Origin of the sequence: Fischerella thermalis PCC 7521, assembly GCF_000317225.1 — a bacterium.
GTDB classification, from domain to species: domain Bacteria; phylum Cyanobacteriota; class Cyanobacteriia; order Cyanobacteriales; family Nostocaceae; genus Fischerella; species Fischerella thermalis.
The window spans coordinates 1-19,693 of sequence record NZ_AJLL01000099.1 but is presented as its reverse complement, the minus strand read 5'-3'; the positions used below and the strand labels follow the sequence as shown (position 1 = coordinate 19,693).

Annotated in this window: 17 protein-coding genes; 7 read left to right on the top strand and 10 right to left on the bottom strand. The window is 39.7% G+C overall.

What is annotated here, in order from left to right; genetic code table 11:
• Window positions 1-71 precede the first annotated feature (71 nt).
• Complete coding sequence (locus UYK_RS0121315; protein WP_009756791.1) at window positions 72-1,421, top strand: pentapeptide repeat-containing protein; 1,350 nt, start codon at window positions 72-74, stop codon at window positions 1,419-1,421.
• Between the two features lie 94 nt (window positions 1,422-1,515).
• Here UYK_RS0121315 and UYK_RS0121310 read toward each other — a convergent pair whose 3' ends face one another.
• Entirely contained in the window at window positions 1,516-2,346 is an 831-nt protein-coding gene (locus UYK_RS0121310; RefSeq protein ID WP_009756790.1) for an acyl-CoA desaturase, read from the bottom strand.
• 192 nt (window positions 2,347-2,538) lie between these two features.
• Between UYK_RS0121310 and UYK_RS0121305 the strand changes: the two genes are divergently transcribed.
• The gene (locus UYK_RS0121305) at window positions 2,539-3,765 is read left to right on the top strand and encodes a TetR family transcriptional regulator (protein ID WP_009756789.1); all 1,227 of its coding nucleotides are present in this window, start codon (window positions 2,539-2,541) and stop codon (window positions 3,763-3,765) included.
• A 179-nt stretch (window positions 3,766-3,944) separates the two neighbouring features.
• Here the strand turns inward: UYK_RS0121305 and map are convergent, their stop codons facing one another.
• Window positions 3,945-4,706 (bottom strand): type I methionyl aminopeptidase, encoded by a 762-nt coding sequence (gene map, locus UYK_RS0121300; protein ID WP_009756788.1) that lies wholly within the window; start codon window positions 4,704-4,706, stop codon window positions 3,945-3,947.
• Window positions 4,707-4,712: 6 nt separating this feature from the next.
• Window positions 4,713-5,696 (bottom strand): Gfo/Idh/MocA family protein, encoded by a 984-nt coding sequence (locus UYK_RS0121295; RefSeq protein ID WP_009756787.1) that lies wholly within the window; start codon window positions 5,694-5,696, stop codon window positions 4,713-4,715.
• A gap of 427 nt (window positions 5,697-6,123) precedes the next feature.
• Here UYK_RS0121295 and UYK_RS0121290 point away from each other — a divergent pair, with 427 nt between their 5' ends.
• Window positions 6,124-6,426 (top strand): ferredoxin, encoded by a 303-nt coding sequence (locus UYK_RS0121290; RefSeq protein WP_009756786.1) that lies wholly within the window; start codon window positions 6,124-6,126, stop codon window positions 6,424-6,426.
• A 499-nt stretch (window positions 6,427-6,925) separates the two neighbouring features.
• On the opposite strand, the gene UYK_RS0121285 is transcribed toward UYK_RS0121290, so the two are convergent.
• Window positions 6,926-8,377: a Ni/Fe hydrogenase subunit alpha gene (locus UYK_RS0121285; protein WP_016872130.1), complete on the bottom strand. Its 1,452-nt coding sequence runs from the start codon at window positions 8,375-8,377 to the stop codon at window positions 6,926-6,928.
• 281 nt (window positions 8,378-8,658) lie between these two features.
• The gene (locus UYK_RS0121280) at window positions 8,659-10,290 is read right to left on the bottom strand and encodes a SpoIID/LytB domain-containing protein (RefSeq protein WP_009756783.1); all 1,632 of its coding nucleotides are present in this window, start codon (window positions 10,288-10,290) and stop codon (window positions 8,659-8,661) included.
• Between the two features lie 182 nt (window positions 10,291-10,472).
• On the opposite strand from UYK_RS0121280, the gene UYK_RS0121275 reads away from it, so the two are divergent.
• From UYK_RS0121275 to UYK_RS0121260, 4 genes are all read left to right on the top strand, one after another.
• A complete protein-coding gene (locus UYK_RS0121275) occupies window positions 10,473-10,736 on the top strand; it encodes a ParB N-terminal domain-containing protein (RefSeq protein ID WP_016872129.1) in 264 nt (87 codons plus the stop codon).
• A gap of 63 nt (window positions 10,737-10,799) precedes the next feature.
• On the top strand, window positions 10,800-11,279 hold the full coding sequence (locus tag UYK_RS0121270) for a Dps family protein (RefSeq protein WP_009756781.1): 480 nt from the start codon (window positions 10,800-10,802) through the stop codon (window positions 11,277-11,279).
• A 239-nt stretch (window positions 11,280-11,518) separates the two neighbouring features.
• Complete coding sequence (gene grpE, locus UYK_RS0121265; RefSeq protein ID WP_016872128.1) at window positions 11,519-12,172, top strand: nucleotide exchange factor GrpE; 654 nt, start codon at window positions 11,519-11,521, stop codon at window positions 12,170-12,172.
• Between the two features lie 257 nt (window positions 12,173-12,429).
• Window positions 12,430-12,783 carry an STAS domain-containing protein gene (locus UYK_RS0121260; RefSeq protein ID WP_009756779.1) on the top strand — a complete coding sequence of 118 codons (354 nt, stop codon included), beginning with the start codon at window positions 12,430-12,432 and terminating at the stop codon, window positions 12,781-12,783.
• An 80-nt stretch (window positions 12,784-12,863) separates the two neighbouring features.
• Here UYK_RS0121260 and UYK_RS0121255 read toward each other — a convergent pair whose 3' ends face one another.
• The 5 genes from UYK_RS0121255 to cysC form a co-directional block, all read right to left on the bottom strand.
• Window positions 12,864-14,000: a PP2C family protein-serine/threonine phosphatase gene (locus UYK_RS0121255; protein WP_009756778.1), complete on the bottom strand. Its 1,137-nt coding sequence runs from the start codon at window positions 13,998-14,000 to the stop codon at window positions 12,864-12,866.
• Window positions 14,001-14,294: 294 nt separating this feature from the next.
• Entirely contained in the window at window positions 14,295-15,083 is a 789-nt protein-coding gene (locus tag UYK_RS0121250; RefSeq protein ID WP_009756777.1) for a DUF1350 family protein, read from the bottom strand.
• Window positions 15,084-16,191: 1,108 nt separating this feature from the next.
• Window positions 16,192-16,935 carry a hypothetical protein gene (locus tag UYK_RS0121245; protein ID WP_009756776.1) on the bottom strand — a complete coding sequence of 248 codons (744 nt, stop codon included), beginning with the start codon at window positions 16,933-16,935 and terminating at the stop codon, window positions 16,192-16,194.
• A 656-nt stretch (window positions 16,936-17,591) separates the two neighbouring features.
• Complete coding sequence (locus tag UYK_RS0121240; RefSeq protein WP_016872126.1) at window positions 17,592-18,371, bottom strand: tetratricopeptide repeat protein; 780 nt, start codon at window positions 18,369-18,371, stop codon at window positions 17,592-17,594.
• Window positions 18,328-18,933, bottom strand: a complete 606-nt coding sequence (gene cysC / locus UYK_RS0121235) for an adenylyl-sulfate kinase (RefSeq protein WP_009756774.1) — start codon at window positions 18,931-18,933, stop codon at window positions 18,328-18,330. The genes UYK_RS0121240 and cysC overlap by 44 nt, the downstream gene beginning before the upstream one ends.
• Between the last annotated feature and the right edge of the window lie 760 nt (window positions 18,934-19,693).

Below are 19,693 nucleotides of genomic sequence, written 5' to 3'. Positions count from 1 at the left end.
CGAACATCCATACTGCGACAGCTACTATAGGACAGCTGTTGATTTGAGAATGCTGGTGCGAAAATATATCTATGTCGATTGATTCCAACTCATCCCAAACCCCAAATCCAGAATCCATAACAGAACAAAACTTGCAACCAGATGATTTTGAAAATTCATCTAACGGTGATTTGACTTCAGATGAACTGACTAGACAGCAAGCCTTAGCTGCCATTGCCTCATTACAGTCTCCGCAAAACACATCTGCTTTACTACAAGCACGTTCCACAGCCAAACCAGTTTCTAACAAAGCTGTTGTTGTTAAACCAAGGGCTTTGTTGCTGGTAGTAGCCGCGATCGCGACTACTATCATCGGACTTGCCATCAATAACTGGATTGTTGGCATTGTGGGAACCATTGTCACTTTGTTATTATCTGTAGCTGTAGTTTGGCCTTGGTTGGAAGAACTACAAAAAGAGTGGTTTTCAGCCCAAGAGCAAACCTTAGTACTTGGTTCATTGGGGATTATAGTAGCGATCGCTGGTTTAATCAAATATAGCGGCCTTGCTAATTACCTTGTTTCTGTAGGACGCAAAATTAACTGGGAAGCCTCTGGGACACTAGCGGAATGGTTTGGTGCTTTAGGACAAATTCTCATAGCCATTATCGCCGTTTACATTGCCTGGCGACAGTACATTATTTCTAAAGACCTTACTATTCAGCAAAACTTGCTCACTGTTCAACAAAATCTTATTACCCAGCAGCAGACTATAGATTCTTATTTTCAAGGTATTTCCGATCTAGTATTAGATGAAGAAGGATTATTAGAAGATTGGCCTCAAGAAAGGTTACTAGCAGAAGGACGTACTGCGGCTATTCTCAGCAGTGTAGATGGTAGTGGGAAAGCAAAGATACTGCGATTTCTATCTCGTTCTAAATTGCTTTCACCCCTAAAACGTGACAGCCTGCTTGGTCGAGCTATTCTTGATGGTACAGGAGGTTACTGTGAAGACCGACTTCACGGTGTGCGCGTGATTGATTTAGGTGTAATGCTTGCAGGTGCAGATCTTTCTGGTACTGATCTGCGGTGGACTGACTTAAGTGAGGCTAATCTTGTCCGTACTAATCTCAGCCAATGTGACCTAGTTAAAGCTAACCTCAGTCGTAGCATCTTATATGAAGCTAATCTCAGTGGTGCTGACTTGAACGGAATTCGTTTGTTCTATGGTTCAGTAGAAAATGCAACTCCTCGTAGTCGTACCCATCCACCAAACTACAAAACTGGTGAATACACAGGTGCTGTCGTCGAAGATGCAGACTTGAGTGATGTCCAGCGCCTGTCTGAAGCCAACCGATACTACTGCTGTGCTTGGGGTGGGGAAAAAACCAGAGCTACAATTCCTCGTGGCTGCGAAGGTATTCCCAATAAATTGGGAAGGTAGTTAGTAGGTAATGGGTAATTGGTAATTGGTAATGGGTAATTGGTAATTGTTATTAGCCATCAACCACTATCCACTAACCATTAACTATTAACTATTAACTATTAACATTTACTTTCTTGGCTAATCCCAGAGTCTGCAAAACTTTAATTGCCCACCAAGTCATATCTACTTCCCACCAAGACAATCCAGCTTTGGCTAAATTTGGATGAGCATGGTGATTATTGTGCCAACCTTCTCCATAAGTTAGAAGTGCTGCCCACCAAAGATTACGAGAGTTATCATTTACTTGAAAATGACGATAACCACGCAGATGACTTGCAGAGTTAATTAGCCAAGTACTATGCCAAAGCAATACTGCTCGTAGAAACACACCATAGACAACAAAAGACCATCCTCCCAAAGCATACAAGAGGACAGCAACAGGAATTTGTAATAGCAAAAAGTAGCGATTTAGCCAACGATAGAATGGATCACGGTCTAAATCAGAAGCAAATTTTTTGTACATTTCATATTCAAAAAACTCTGGACGCGGGTAAAAAATCCACAGCATATGACTCCACCAAAAACCACGTCGGGAGGAGTAAGGGTCTTTGTCTATGTCTTCGGTATGAAGGTGATGTAGTCGATGTCCAGCCACCCAAAAGATTGGCCCTCCTTGTAAGGCAAGAGCGCCCAAAGTTGCGATCGCATACTCCAACCACTTCGGTACGTGCAAACTTCGGTGAGTCAAAAGTCGGTGATACCCTAAACAAATACCGATGCTGCCAAATAACCAATGCAGGAATATGGTTATTCCCAAAGCAGACCAAGAAAAACACCAAGGAGCAAGCAGTGCTAGGGCGTGGAACGTGCCAAAAAATACCACGCTAGTCCAACTCAGAGTCAACGGTTGTTTGTCAACAGCCGCTGTTGAGTGTGTAGTCATAAAATTTTTCCTTTGACGTGAATACTGTAAATCAACCAGTGCCAAGCTTGCCAAGCATGTACTGGTTATTGCATCCCCTGTGTCAGTTGACAAAAACAGCTAAACTAGGAATAGAGGATGCAAGTGCTACTTACATGCCTAAGTCTAGCAAGAATAAAATTTAATTGCAAGTGTTACTTGCATTTTTAACTTATGTCTAATCAAGTCATTTCTACTCGACAAAGAATAATAAATGCAGCCAGATCACTATTTGCGACACAGGGAGTCACCGAGACCACAACCAAACAAGTTGCAGAATTAGCAGAAGTTAATGAAGTGACAATATTCCGGCATTTTGGTAATAAGCATGGGTTACTCTTGGCAGTAATTTCGGAATCACCAGTATTTCAAGAACTGGATGAGTCTTTAAAAATTCAAGCTAGCCAACCAGGTAGTGTTCACCAAGCGCTGAAAAACTATTGTGAAGATCGCCTACAGGCTTTAGAAAAAGTCCCCGATCTGGTGCGTTCTGTAGTTGGTGAAGCAGGAAATTACCCTTTAGAAAATCGTCAAGCTCTAGGACGCAGCTTAACTCAAGCTAATCACTATGTTGCCGAATATTTAGCAACAGTCATGGAACGTGAGCAATTACATACCCATTTACCAGCTGATAAGCTAGCAAGCTTACTCAATAGTATGTTAGTGGGGTACGCTGTGATTGAATTTACCAGTGAATTTCACCAACTTTGGGTTGACAGAGACGAGTTTTTAGAAAATTTGGTGGCGCTGTTTTTGAAGGGAGCAACAAACTCTACAAGTTTAGGAGAATCTATTTCTACAGAAAAGGTGATAGATTTACCAGCAAATTTAGTTCACCTGATTTTGCAACGAGCCAAAAAATCAGGACTGCGAGATTATGCCTTAATTTACATCTTGTTTGCAGCAGGTTTATCTGCATCGGAAATTGCGAATTTAGAGCGATCGCATCAAATCAACAATGCGAATCAGCACTTATTACAAATCACTCAAGGTACTCCTCGACAAGTGCCTGTGAATCAGTGGATTATGGGTAAGCGCTATGGCTCCTATACTCGCAATCCCTTAACTCAATGGCTCAAAAGCCGTAAAGATGAACATACGGCGTTATTTCTCAACAATGAGGGAATGCCAATATCTGAGGAAGAAATACAGAGAATTTGGCAGATATTAACTGAAGGATTGCTGACACCAGAAGGACAACAGCCTGCCATTGAGCAAGCTCAACAAACCTGGTGTGTAGAAATGCTGATGAAGGGAATGAATTTAGAGCAGATGAGTCTGATTACTGGTTGGAATTTAAGTAAGCTACAACCCTATGCTCGTAGGTCGAAAGAGAAATTGGCTTTAGAGCAAGCAATTCGCCTCGATCATAAATCGAAGCAAGTCAATAGGGAAAGCTGAGTTTCCACTTATCCTTATCTCGTGCCAATTTCCAATTTGCATTATTAACAGCCTCATACTCATGCTCCCAGGATGACCTGTTGCGAGCTAATTCTCTATCTTTCTTAGTACTTTTTATAATTTTTTAGTCCGTTAAAACGGACTTTGGTTATTAGCCTGAAACTTTAGTTGCAGGTGTACTAGGGAAGGGTTAGAATTTCCACACCATCTTCTGTGACAGCAATTGTATGCTCAAATTGGGCCGAGAGTTTGCGATCGCGTGTTAGAGCAGTCCAGCCATCACTTAAAACCTCAACTTCCCAAGTACCTTCATTGATCATCGGTTCAATAGTAAATACCATACCAGGTCTCAATACTCTGCCTTTGCCCCGTGTGCCGTAGTGGGGAATATCTGGTGCAGTATGAAAAACATTGCTAATCCCGTGTCCAACAAAGTCTCGCACTACAGAAAAACCCTGTGACTCAGCATATTCCTGAATCGCAGCACCAATATCTCCAATGCGTGCACCTGGTTTCACCTCAGCAATACCCCTGTCACGACACTCCTGTGTCACCTCGACTAACTTTTTAGCAGTGGGTGAGGGTGTACCCACAAAGAATGTCTTGGATGTGTCACCGTGATAACCATCGACAATCAGTGTCACATCAATATTGATAATGTCACCATCTTTAAGAATCTGCTTGGCATTAGGAATACCGTGACAAACGACCTCATTCACGCTGGTACAAATCGACTTGGGGTAGCCTTTGTAACCAAGAGGCGCACTTTTAGCCCCATGAGCTTGTGTCCACCGTTCTGCTTCATCGTTGATTTCCAGGGTGCTAACTCCTGGTTTCACCATTGGTTCCAAATGATGTAAAAGTTCGGCTGCTAAGCGACCAGCCTTACGCATTTTCTCTAGTTCTCTTTGGGATAGGATGACAATAGTTTGATTTTTCATATATTTTTAATTATCATTAACAACCACGGTTAGCCCCGTTTCGGCAGAACGCCTCGCAGCATCGGCAACCTTAAGAGTATACAAGCTTTCCTCTGGGGTAACATACAACGGAGTACCATCAAAAAGATGGTCTAACACCATACTTGTATCTTTGGCAAATAATCCTCGGCGAGTGCCAACCTCAATCGGTGTGGTTTCGTCTGCCTTGACTAAAACTCCAGTATTACCATCGAAAATTAGTCCTCCTTTTTCACCATGAACCTCAAACCTGCGTTCTGGTTGCCACATAGTTTCGCCTTTGGCATAGATCACTTGTGCTAGCAGTCCACTGCTAAAGCTCAACTGAGCGACACACAAACAGCTTTGATAATATTCTGTTTCCCTTGCCCAAAAACGATTGTGACAATTAACAGTGAGAACTTGACCAAATAAATCAGTCAACCGGTGTATTCTGGAAAGCGCACCCATTAAGGGAAAACCGAAGAGTTCATGGCTGTAAGTCCATTTTCTGGGTGCGGGATACTCTGGTTTAATTGTGTTGTAGCGCACATAAAACCCTTGCCCCACTTGTGGTAAGTTGTGCTTCAGGGCTTGATGCACACCACCCAAAAGTTCGATGTGTTCTACGTGTAAGAGTTTATTTTGGATTTTTGCTAGGGCAATCAGTTCCTCAGCTTCTGCGACACTTAAAGCCAAGGGATACTCAACAATTACGTGTTTACCATGAGAGAGGGCTGATGCTGCGATCGCACCGTGATCTCGATTTACAGTACAAATGATCACCAAGTCCACATCATCTCTAGCCACTAATTCTGCCCAAGAATTCATGACTGTACAGTGAAATTCCTCAGCAAAGGCTACTGTTTTTGTGGGTGTATTTCCAGCAACAGCAACAAGGTGCGATCGTTCATCACACATTAATGCCTCTGCGCGTAGCTTTGCCGCATATCCAGTACCAATCAAACCAATACGCACTTTTGTTTTATCCATTCTTACTATTTTCAGGACAAAGCAAATTAATCAAGGCAGAAGGCAGAAGGATTAAAATTAATACTTTATCTTTCACACTTCATCCTTATTTTCTTATCCAGTTGACTTATAGTCTAATCAGATATTTGTATCATGAGATTTTATCGGTTAATTAAACGATGTATTTACACATTCAAACTTTTTTTCCAAATTATAAAATTATCTAATAGTTTAACTATTCGGTGTTTAATTCTATAAGTAAAACTTATTATTATCAAGTAACTAAATTTCATTACTAATCGGCTTGAAATTCCGGTTACATCCTTTTGTTTTTCTCGTAGTATCAGAAGTGAAGCAAAACATAACAAACGACTAATCCTATAGGAGTAGCCGGACTATTTGCTTCAAGATAACTTATACTGCCGCTTGCAAAAGAGAGGATTACTTCATGGCAACTTACAAAGTTACACTCATTAACGAAGCTGAAGGGCTTAATACAACTATTGACTGTGACGACGATACCTATATTTTAGACGCTGCTGAAGAAGCTGGTCTTGACCTGCCCTATTCTTGCCGTGCTGGTGCTTGTTCCACCTGCGCTGGTAAACTTGTATCTGGATCGGCTCCAGACCAGTCTGACCAGTCATTCTTAGATGATGATCAAATAGAAGCTGGGTATATTCTGACTTGTGTAGCTTATCCAACTGGAGACTGCACCATCGAAACCCACAAAGAAGAAGAACTCTACTAAAAATTAGGCGCCTCACACCTAAATCTCTTGCAAGAGTTTATCGATGTCCTAAAAATAGGGAAACAAAAAAGCAGCACAAACAGAAAACGAGTTGTCTTCTGTTGTGTCTGCCCTGAAAAGATAATTTGGCAAAAATCCAAGTTGTGTATCTTAGCAAAACGGCAGGTAATGCATTTGCGTGCGTTCCTGCCTTATTGATTTGGTAGTTAGTGCAGCTAAAAAATTAAGTGGACAAAAAGCTTGTACAGTAAGCTTTTTACCTAAAATAATAACTGCCTTATTCTACTAGTTTAACAAATCGTGCGAGAAGCCCCATGCGTAGCGCAGCGAAACTTGGGGGAAGCGGGATGATAGTTTATAGTTGAGATATCGCTCTTGCCCTTAATACACTATCTGTCTTATCCAAGGATGAATTATTGCGATCGCCCAATTCATTTCAGGTCACAATTGAAGGCGAACGCTCTGCATATAGATTGCTCAACTGAGAGGTTCTGTGCTGTTAATTCCGCCAAACTTCATTAATTAAATTTCCAGCTGCTCCTACTAATTGAATATGTAATGGCATTTGCCCTGCTGCATGAGTCGAACAACTCAAACAAGGATCAAAAGCTCGAATTCCGGCTTCAACTCGATTCAACATCCCTTCAGGAATTTCTGAACCGTGAATAAAATGCCGTGCAATTTGCGCGACTGTACGATTCATTGCTAAATTATTCTGACCAGTGGCAATTACTAAATTAACTTTCTGAATTAAGCCGTTTTCATCAACTTGATAATGGTGAAATAATGTTCCGCGTGGTGCTTCACTGACCCCCACTCCCTCTAATTGATTAATACCAGCATCGGCACGCAGTCGATTTGATAATAAATCAGCGTCATCTAGCAAAATTTCAATGCGCTCAATTGATGCCAGAATTTCAATTAACCGGGCGTAGTGATAAAAAAATGATGAGGTGACAGTGCCTTTACCTCTATCTCTAAATTCTCTCAACTCCGCATCAGCTAATGGTGTACCAATGTGACTGCAAATATTCAGACGTGCTAGAGGTCCTACTCGATAAATACCACTATCTAAACGACAATGGCTACTTTGGTCAGGATAACCCAAAGGACGATAGTAGGGAGACTTTAAATAAGAATCCGGTTGAACTGCCTCACCGATAAATTCTTGATAATGAGTTGGATCGAGTTTATCAGCAATAATATTCCCCGCGCTATCTACAAAACGAATATGTCCGTCGTAGTTCTCCCACAAACCCTCAGGAGTGACTAACCCCATAAATAAGCTAGGAAAATTCCCAAAAGTTTGTGCTTCTTTATCATAATTCTTCAGTAAGCTTTTAAATCTACCCAGTGCATCTAATACTATGGTGCGTGCTTCTGGAATGCGGTTGTGAATATGGGTGCGTCCTTCTTGGGATAAAGCTTCGCGGACACCACCAGGAACCGCCCATGCTGGGTGAATTTTACGTCCTCCCAATTGTTCAATAATTTCTTGTCCAAATTGACGCAAACGAATTCCCCCACGGGCAAGTTCTGGTTCAGCAGCAATTAAGCCAAAGACATTGCGTTTTTGGGGATCGCTATCCATTCCCAATAATAAATCTGGGGCGCTGAGGTGAAAGAAACTCAGAGCATGGGATTGGATAATTTGTCCTAAATTCATCAAGCGGCGCAGTTTTGCCGCTGCTTTGGGAATTGTCACCGCAAGGATGCGATCGCCTGCTTTGGCAGAAGCTAACAAGTGACTCACCGGACAAATGCCACAAATACGCGCTGTAATTCCTGGCATTTCCCACAGTGGACGCCCTTCACAAAACTTCTCAAATCCGCGAAATTCTGTTACGTGAAAACGAGCATCGCTAACTTGTCCTGTATCATCTAGGTAAATAGTGATTTTGGCGTGTCCTTCAATTCGGGTAACAGGGTCGATAATCACTTTTTTGATCATAATTTTGTTGCTCCAGATGCCCGCTATAGTTTTTGCATCGGCTTACATTGTTAATGTATTGGCTTGCAAAAATAAAGATACTCCTCCTTTAAATTTTTTCTATCTGAAGGCCTTACCTGTTCGATTCCTCAAATCTGGGGCTGTCTTGTCGCTCCTGAATTTTACACCTATTGTTATAGGTCACAAATTTGAGGAACTTGTGAGTTTATATGCAGTGTATTGTCCATGACAGCAGTTTTTATGTGAGAGAGTACAGCTAGCTATTGCCCCTACAACGCGGTTCATTTGAGACTTACTGTTGTATGTACAGAGTTTGAGTTTGTTAATTTAATGGTGTTGTTAAGGACTTGAATTTGAGTACCAGGATAGTAAAACTCGAGTATTTTTGCATTCGACCACCCTAGTTTAGCTAAGTGTTGTGCGCCTGTTTGACTCAAACCTACTCCGTGACCAAGTCCACCGCCAACAAAAGCATATCCCCACAGCCCTGGTTTACCTTTATTTAGGGGTTGCAAGTAAAATAATGTACTGACAGGGGCAGCAAAAGCACTACGGACTTCATCTTTATGTAAGTAAAATGTACCAATATCAGTATCAACTGCAAGTTTGAGAATACGTCCGCTTCTACTGCGTTCTACTACTTTCATCCCCTTAATGGTTTTAAATTTGGCATAAGGACTATTTTTGACTTTCAGAAATTTTTGTAAACCTTTAGCAATGTCTTCTAGTTTAGTTTCTCTACGCCACCGAAAAAGATCCCACTCGCTTTCATTAAAACCTTTTTTCAGGCTGATAAACCTCTGGAAATTATTTTCATCCGCGAGACTCTGCCCAGTTAAGTTCCAAATATTACTGGGAGAATCAATTACGGGTTGCAGATAAGGACGGTCATCTCCATTCCAAACGTCGCTAAAAGCAGCCGTAATACCACCAGTAGTAGAAGAATAAAGAGCGTCTACCAACTCATCATTGTAAGTTAGTACCATACCCCGTGTAGTAGCGATCGCCCGGTCTGTAACGGCAGTGGCTCCCTTCAATCCATAATATACTTGACAGTGAGTGTCAGCACACAATTGATACCCATCTGCTTCAAATCTATGTATATTCCGCAAAGCATAGGTACGAGCAATAATTGCTTGTGCTTCCATTGAGGCTTTTGGAGCTTGTGTACCTATTTCATAGGGTACTACTCCACGTAAGTATGTTTCTAAAGGTACTTCATTTACTAAGGTATAAGTACCATAAGCATTTGACTGTAACTGTAAACGCCCGGCATAAAGTCGAGCATTCTGCGGTTTCTTACCTTCGTTTACCTTAATTAAATTTTTATCGCTGTCAATTTCTACATAGTTACGACTGTAACGCTTGCCATCTATTACCCAGCTAACTTGTGGCACTTGTTGCAAGACTCTTGTAGAAATAAATACTTTTTTCTTGCCAGCAGCCTGCAAGCTTTCTAATAGTAAGCGACGTAGCAGAGGAGTGCTGTAAACATCCCGTTTTGCCCATACTTGCCAACGTTCTGGCTGAGTTATTTCTACTTCTATACCCTTGGCACGCCAATTTCTGGCGCTATCTTCAGCTGTTTCATAAGTGCGGTAGGTTCCCAGCACTAACCGTTCCTCAACTACTGGTTGCGTTAACGGTCGCATTGTCACTTCCAACTTCACTGGTTTGTTTGTAACCAGAGTTTGCTGCTGATTATTACCTTTTTGAAATTTGAGCCGCAAGCGATCGCCCTCTGTGGGTTCGAGTAGCAATTCCTCTTTCGGATCATCTCCAAATCGCTGTACAATCCCGATCCTCAGTTCTATGTCATTTGCCAATCCCTCAGGACGCGATGCAGCCGTCAAGCCCAATAAACAAAATGTTGTTAGTACAGTATACGAACAACGCCAAAGCGATATTTTCATACAAGTAGATCCGCAGCCAGTGTCATCTTAAATTTAGACGACGAATTTCTTTTGTAGTTTAGTAGCTTTATAAGGTTATTTAGCTATTAATGTTGGCTACATTTTAAACTCTTTTAACAATACACTTGCAATATAAACTCATAACGAGTATGATTTATATAGGTAAGCGGGAGATAGTAACTATGGTAAGAGTCCAAGAAATACCTTTAAATCAGATTAGGCGACCCTTGCCACGCCAAAACGATCCCAACAAAGTGCAAGCCTTGATGGAATCAATTCGTGAAATCGGGCAGCAAGAACCGATAGACGTTATAGAAGTAGATGGACAATACTATGGCTTTTCTGGCTGCCATCGTTATGAAGCTTGTCAACGTTTAGGCAAAGAAACAATTTTAGCCCGAGTCCGCAAAGCACCTAAGAGTGTACTAATGAAGCATTTGGCATAAAAGCCTATCCTATCAACAAATGACCAATGACAAACAGCCATTAACTATAACCAGGAGAAAACTATGCAATCTCTACCAGTAAACATTGGTATTGACGAAACCAACAGAGCAAAAATAGCTCAAGGATTGTCTCGTTTACTAGCTGATACGTACACTTTGTATCTGAAAACCCATAATTTTCATTGGAACGTCACTGGGCCAATGTTCCAAACATTACATCTCATGTTTGAGCAGCAGTATACAGAATTAGCTATGGCAGTTGATCTAATTGCTGAACGTATTAGAGCGCTTGGTTATCCAGCGCCAGGAACCTATAGCGAATTTGCTCAACTCAGTTCAATACCAGAAACCTCCGGAGTACCTAAAGCTACGGATATGATTCGCTTACTAGTAGAAGGACAAGAAGCCGTCGTACGGACTGCAAGGTCTATTTTCCCCATAGTAGAAGAAGTAAACGACGAACCCACAGCCGACTTATTAACTCAACGGATGCAAGTGCATGAAAAAACTGCTTGGATGTTGAGAAGTTTACTGGAAGAATAGTTAATAGTTAGTAGTTAGTGGGTAGGGGTGTATCCTACGAGGAGCCTATGAGCGTGTCTACGGCCGTACAGTGATTAGTTATTAGTTGATAGTCTTAACTATATCGCCGTAAGTCCAAGATGCAGCAATCTTCTGTGAAGTTGGAAGCCCACACTAACCTGACGATACAGTGTGGGTAGTTCACCAGATAACTACCAACTACTAACTACTAACTACCAACTACCAACTAGTATGTGAAAATGCCCGAAACTGATTTCACCCAAAAGTTACAAGATTTAATGCAACGAGTGGGCATTTTGAGTTATAAGACACTCAGTCGTACTGCTGGCGTTTCCGAACGACAAATTTTGCGGCTGCGGCGGCTAGGAGTCGAGCAGATGCGCTTAGATGTGCTGCTCAAGCTGTCGCAAGCACTCCAAATATCATTACAGGAATTAGTGGCAAATTTTTCTGGGCAAGAATTATTACCCAATAAAGCCACACCACCTCAAGAATTATTGCAACAAATCACAGATTTAAAAACAGAGTACGATCGCCTGCAATTACAACTACAACAGCAGCGTTTAACTTTGCAGCAAGAGTTCCAGCAGTCAAATTTACAACTGCTGGAATCTTTGTTATTGCAATTTCCCACAGCAGCCCACAAAGCGCGAGAAAATCCCCAGTTGAGTGCTGTCAACATTATTCCGTTGGTAGAAAAACCCCTAGAAAGACTTTTGCAGCAGTGGGGAATAGAAGCGATCGCATCTGTAGGAGCAGAACTACCCTACGATCCCCTGTTGCATCAATTGATGGATGGTATTGCACAACCAGGAGATATTGTTAGGGTACGCTACATAGGTTATCGCCAAGGGGACAAGTTACTTTATCGAGCCAAGGTTAGTCCCTTATGAAGAGTTGTTTATTAAGTGTTAGTTCTTTGCTTATTCCAACGAAGAAAATATATACCCACTGTTTAAGATGTGAGAATTTTTGGGAATACTAAATAAATGTGAATCAGATGTTGTATGTATGATGCAGCAACGTAACCTACAGTTAACTAGGCAAAAATAATAGTCTAAATATTTTGGATATGGCAACAAATGGTATTAGCAATTATACTTGGAGATGTCATGCTAAATTTAGGACATTATTCCAGTAGTAGGAAATGATGAATAATTCAGTCAAAGTTATTCAAATAGACGGAATTCTGGATTCTACTAAATCACAAGAGTTTCGCGATAAAATTACCGCAGAGCTAGAAAGCGGTGTCAAGACTGTATTAGTTGATTTCAAAGAAGTAACATTTATGGATAGTTCTGGTCTTGGTGCTTTGGTCTTAGCATTTAAAGCTTTGCGAGCAGCTAATACCAGACTAGCCATATGTTCTATTAATGAACAGGTCAGAATCGTATTTCAATTAACAGGCATTGATAAGGTTATTGAGATTTTTACCAATCAAGATGAATTTCATAGATCTATTAATAACCAAGATGATGTCAATCAATTTACCAATGAATTTTAGGAAAATAAAATTATATTTTTATCTATTATTTTTAATCTAATTGCTAATGAAAATTAGTTAATATTTTTGAATTTAAACATCTAATCAAATTTCATTTGTAGTATAGATAAATCATCATCGAAAACTTCTTGGGAATTGACAGCCATCAATTGGTTGACTATTTGGTTAAGTTGGCAATTTTGAGGATGCTTTAACCCAACCAACATTTTGATAAAAGCATCCAAACCCCAAAGTGTGCCATCAGATTTGGTGATTTCGTAAACCCCGTCACTAAAAATATAAAGAGTGCTATTTTCTTCGATACTGCAAAAACCATCAACATATTTGACTTGTGGAAACATTCCGACTGGCATACCAGGGGTTCTCAAAAGTTTAACTTCAGCAGAATTCGTTGATTTAGGAGATAATAAAATTGCAGGTGGATGACCAGCGCTAGAATAGATTAATTGACGCTGGACACGGTTATAAACACCGTACCAAATTGTAAAGTATTTATCATTTTGGTAATTCATCTGAAAAGTATCATTTAATGCCTTTAAGACTTCACTGGGTTGGTAGTAATTAAGACTTTTAAGCGCGCGCGATCGCAGTAAATTAAGTACAGAAATTGAAGGTAGAGCTGCTCTAAGTCCATGTCCGGCAGTATCTAATAAGTAAATTGCCAGATAATCAGGGTCAAGCCAGTAATAATCCAAACAATCACCGCCTAGTTGCCGTGAGGGAATGAAGCAAAAATCAATACTAAATGGTTTGGTCATGGGAGGAGGTAACAGCGAGCGCACATATTCGGCTGCTTCTGCCAATTCTGCTTCTAAAATAAGCTTTTGATTTTGCAAATCTCGACTTAAGTGATGCAGGCGCAATCCCGCTCTTACCCGTGCTTGCAATTCATTATGCTCGATCGGTTTGGTGATAAAGTCATCAGCGCCAGCATCTAAACCTTTAACGCGATCGGCAACTGAATCGAGAGATGTTAAAAGAATGAAAAATGTAGTGGATAATTTTGGATCTGCTTTGATGCGTTGGCAAACTTCTAGTCCACTCATTCCTGGCATAATCCAATCACAAATAATTAACGCTGGATCGCCAGTACACGCCTGTTTAATTCCTTCCTCACCGTTGCTGACAGCAACTACTTCATAACCCTGTCTTTCCAGCATTCTTTTCAGCAATATCCGTACTGCTGGGTCATCGTCAATTACTAGAATTTGAAACATAGGCTCAAATAGAAGGCAGAAGACAGGGGATAGAGGATAAAGTGTAGGAGACAGGGAGTACCAGTAACTATCCTATTTCTTCTCAAACCTCCTCTTACTCCTCATTCTCCACCCTACGAGAAGCCTATGAGTGCGTCTACGGGTTCACGCTTACGCCCATGGGGGAAACCCCGAATCCCCCAAGACCGCACTGGCTCACCGCGCAAAGCACGTCTACATACTTCTCACACCCCTCACACTCCCCTCTTTAGCATGTATGGGGTGGTTTGCAATTAGTAAACTTCAAATAGCTAATTATAGCGGTGACGACAACGGATTAAGCCAAAAAAGTATGGTGCGTTTTAGTTGCTGTAGATCACGATATACTTCTTGTTTTAACCATTGTCCGATCGCATCCAAGGGATTAAAATCTTTACCTGTTTGCCATTTCACATCTTGTCCCAAAGGCGTGAGGTGATTTCCTGGGAGTATTTGTGTTGTCACCATTTCTGGAAAACGGTTTTGCAAAAGTTCAGCCAGAGACGCTGATTGGTCAATCGTATCATTGTTAAATTTAATTAATAAGTTACGACGGACACTATATTTTTCCTGGATGAGTTGTTTGGTTTCCAAGGGTGAAGGGGTAAACTCAACAGCAAAGCTGGAATTAGACTGAAATGTAGAGCTGAACTGCTCTATCAAAGGAATTGCATCTCGTGCTGCATAATTGTTAAAAGAAATGAGGATATTACCTGCACGTTCTACCGGGAAAAGACTACCAATCAGTAAATGCAACTTGCATCCCATGCTGTGTCCGATTCCATAAATAGGAAGGTATTTTTTGCCTAACATCCCTCTGTCTTCTAAGCGTAGTAAAGTACGCTCAAAATTGAGCAGGGTCTGTTGGGCGATCGCTGTATGATCTAGAGTATTTATAAAAGGTGTGGCTACAATAACAAAGCCTTTTTCTGCTATGTTTTCCAATAACAAACGGTATGTAATATGGGGTGCGGTGGCAACAAATGCACCACCGAGGAAATGAATTATACCTGTGGGCTTTCCAGGAATCAATACCCAGTTACCAGAGATTTCTTTCCATTCCATGCTGATAGGCGATCCCTAGCTAATTCTATATAAATTTTAGTTAACACTGTTTTATTTTAAATCGTTGAGAAGATTCCATACGCTGGGTAAATAAAGTGTAGAACTATATGTATGATCATTCGATATCACTGTCTAGACGATCATGCGATCGCTTTACTCGTAAGAATTATTTTAGAAACTGAGCTGAAGATGTGCTAGCGCTGAGTGTGATCTAATCCTGAGCTACTAAACATAATTAGTACTTATATACTGATGATAGCTTGATTATATTAACTTCCTGATACGTTTTCTTGATCAGGAGAAGGTGCTGAACTTCATGCTTTCTGCAATCTGCTGTTTTTTTTTGGTGTTAATAAAGATAAAAATTCCCGGATTAATCTCCGGGAATCCTGTAGTTTGACACTCTTGCACTTGATTTATGATTTCTCTACAATATCCGTTTTTAAATGTATATATCTGCCAAAATGCCAAAAATAACTGATGATTTGTCTAATAAATTTCATTTCGCACTTAAATATTTTATGGCAAAAGCAAATTAATTTGATAAGATTCCAAGCATTAATCTCAGAATGTAATTGTTATTTCAATGTATTCCCAATAAAATACCCCTGTGGCTAAGCAGGGGAGGAATTTTTTACAATTCGCGCTAATTTTGTGCAAGAACGGATTGTTCACTTACTTTACTTTTTATCGAATCCGAATTGTTGCCAAAATGCCAAAATAAAATCCTGTTGCTTCCCAAGGAATAGCCTTTACCATCATGGATGTCTAGATGGAGTATGGTTTAGCTGGTTAGCAATCAAATCTGCCACTACCGCGATCACCTTCATTATTTTTCATAGATGCTCCCTAACGATCCAAGGTTCTTCATTTCCATCTACAGATAACAATAAAGCAAACAGGAAAATAGGAGAGTTAATTCACAAAAAAATCTGCTGCAAAACCATAAATTAGCTTTCCTATATTTCATAACAAGGATATTGTTTTTTCTCAGAAATAAATGGAAAAAATTAACACTAATCTCAGATATTAGTTGGCATTATATTTAACACTTAATACTTGGTTGTGTAGCGTTAACTACGAAGCAGTTTGTCTAGATGTATCAATTTTAATGCTGGTTCTGTAAACGTCTCATTTCATGTTGAACATCCAAGGCAATTTGTAAAGCTTCATTTAATAATTTTCCATGTTCACTAGCTTGTTCTGGTACTTGCATTGCTGTTAAAGTTGCCAAGTTATTCATAAATAGTTCCGAGTTACTAATAATAAATTTCCGATTTTCTCTCAAAATTCTCTCTGTTTTTAAAGCACGTATCAGATCAGCTTTTGTAAGTTGTAATGCTTCGATAACCTTACTTCTTTCTTTGATGGTTACTCCTAGATTACCGGCTGCTTCTATTTGGTCGTTGATATCTATTGCCTTAATAACAGCATTATATCTATCAACATCAATCAATAGCATCTCAAGGGAAGGTGTAATGTTAGTTTTGACTAGCTTCTTTTTCTGTTTCCAAATTAGATACAATATCAACTGTGTAATAGCAGCACCCACACCAACAAATGCAATCAATAAAATCCAAGATGGAATAAATGTGCCAATTATAAGACTTTTAGCAAGTATATCAAATACAAGATAAATAACGACTAATATAGTGATTACGAGAAAAATTGTAGTCGCTCCTTCTGGTCCTTTTGCTTTTTGTATAAAACTTTGTAGTGTTTGCTTGATAGGATTAATAATAATTACTAGTTCATCATTAACAGGTAAATTTGTTAAATATTGTAGTTCGCTTAGACTTATGTCTAAACCTTTTAAATCATCACGCACAGTTATTAAATCCTCGTGAAACATAGTTTTACTAAAATTATATGGTAATTAAACTTATGACATCTTTAGTGAATGAGAATTTGGCGAAAATGAAGCTTATCCTTCTTAGATATTCTAAGAAAGCTGAAAGCTATTAACAGGTCTGATGCGATCGCATAATTTGAGTGTATTCCACTCAATAGTAAACTGCTATAGTAAATCTACAAAAACGTTATGTTATTGGAGAAGTGATCGCCCGAAAACAATAAGTAACCGGAAAACCCTCTAAAAGCGGAGCCTACAAAGGACTCGATTCAAACATGCAGCTACTACCATAAGTATAGAAAGCTATGCTCCGTAGGAGACGCTACGCAAACGCACAACCATAGTAATCACTCTCCAGCAAAAAAAATAACCCAGCAGTGCTGGGTTCATTGATTCCGAAGTTAAAACCGGAAAGATTTAGTTAGAAAAATGAAGATATACAAAGACAATACCAATAAGCATGTATTGAGTAGAGGTTTGCTATCTGTGTTTGGTAATAAACTACCTGAGGTTCAAACCTCAGGCTGATAGGGAAAGTCTTCGTGTATAAGACGACCAAGGAACTTTACTCCATTTTAATGGAGTTGAGCTATTAGCCTAGAACTTGAGTTCTAGGTAGGATTTAAGGCTTACTGACATTGGTGCAAGAAATAAAATCAACCTTCTCGCCGTTGATGTTTAGCAAGATTACTGATCACCTCACCAGCTTCTTTTAATTTGTTTTCTTGAATCAAAGTCTCTGCTAACCCCAACCGAGCAGCAGGTATAGCTGGGTTGAGTTTAATGGCTGCTTCAAATGCATCTTTAGCGGCTGTGTATTCCTCTTGTTCTAAGTAAATGCGGCCCAACTTAATATAAGCAAGCACAAATTTAGAGTTCAAGCTCAGAGCAGTCTTGAGTTCCATGACAGCTTCTGATATATTCCCTTTATTTTTATATGCTTCTGCCATCAGCAAGTGAGCCAAGGACATTTCAGGATCTAAGCTCAAAGCAAATTTCAATCTCTGTACAGCAGCATCATATTGCTTTTGTTCTATACACACTTGAGCAATACCCACCTGAGCTGGTGCAGACTTAGGATCTAAATTGAGAACATTCTCAAACTGTTCCAAAGCATGGCTCAGCTTACCCTGTTTTAGATAAACACGTCCAGCATTTAGTGGAGCCTCAGGCATAAGAGGATCTAACAACATCACTGCCAAAAAATGATGCAAAGCCTCTTGGTAATGCTTTTGTGTGAGATAGATATTGCCTACAGCTAAATGAGCATGAACTGAGTTGGAATTAGTTTCTAGAACTTTTGTTAGTTCTGCCAAAGCTTCATCATAACGTCCTTCCTTTGCCAAAGCAGCACCAAGCTGTAACTGCTCTTGCTCAGTTGTAAATGTTGGTTCATCTTGCTTCAACCGTTTGATGCTGGGAGTAAACTTGTACATAACCCCTCTCTTCTAGCTTCGCCAAAACTTTAGATACACTTTCTTCTAAGCTTTCTAGGTCAGTTCTACACTCTATGTCTGCATTTAATGGTGGTTCGTAGGGGTCATCAATCCCAGTAAAATTCTTAATTTGCCCAGAACGAGCTTTTTGATAAAGTCCTTTGACATCTCTGCGCTCACACACATCTAGCGGCGCATTCACATAAACTTCAACAAAGTTGTCAATACGCTGCCGCATCTCCTCCCGAATATTTCGATAGGGTGAAATAGCCGAAACCAGTACAATTACACCATTACGAGACAATAGACTAGCAACAAAACCCACGCGGCGAACATTTTCATCTCGATCTTCCTTGCTGAAGCCCAAACCCTTAGTTAAGTTTTGGCGCACTACGTCTCCATCTAGAACTTCCACCTTGTAGCCCTGGGAAAGCAACACTTTCTCTAAAGCGCTGCTAATTGTGGTCTTGCCTGCACCACTCAAACCGGTAAACCACACAGCGACACCGGAGTGCTGAAGTTTACTTATTGCCATACCATTATTGTTAACTGGCTGATTCATTACCTAATCCTTGGGGTTATTTCAGCAGGTTTAATATTTTGGTAGCTTTCAATACTTTGTGCTGTAGATTTACCAACACCTAAGCTTTTAAAGATATTTTGACAAAAAGATCACACATACTTTAAAAACTAGATTTCAGTAATAGCATATACTATACCCTCAAACCGTTGTTTAAATTTTTTAGTTTTAGTAAAGTTTTCTTTAAGTATTTACACGAGAAAAAAAACTACTTTTAAAAGGAGAACTTTATATAATAAAAGTATTTATACGGTGCATTTTTAAGTTTAATGTTATTCTGTTTCCTAAATATCAGTAGTCGTGTTGTATTTATTTTTACAGATACTCCCTATTCAATTTTTGAGTCAAAGTAAAAATTTATATATGACTAAAATTGTATAAAGCTTCTGTGAAATTAATTGACAATGTAATAGAAAAATTCTATAAACTGGAAAATCACCGAAGTAAAAAAAAGACTTAATAATATGTAATTTTTAAGTAAAAAAAGTATCTGTTTTAACAGTTTTATATACAGGTAAGTGCTTCTGCCTCAGTCTGTTGTATATATCCAAAATCATGCTTTAGTAGCATGAATCAGGTTGCAACCAAAAAATTTTAGGCTGAAATTGTGTTCTTAAATAAAGCTACTTCACTTTGAGTTAAGACACATGGTTGAGCAACATATTGATATTTAGTGCTACGGAATTCACATTTTGCTCAGGAGTGTAAGTATGCAATGCCTATGAAACAATTTATCTATTTT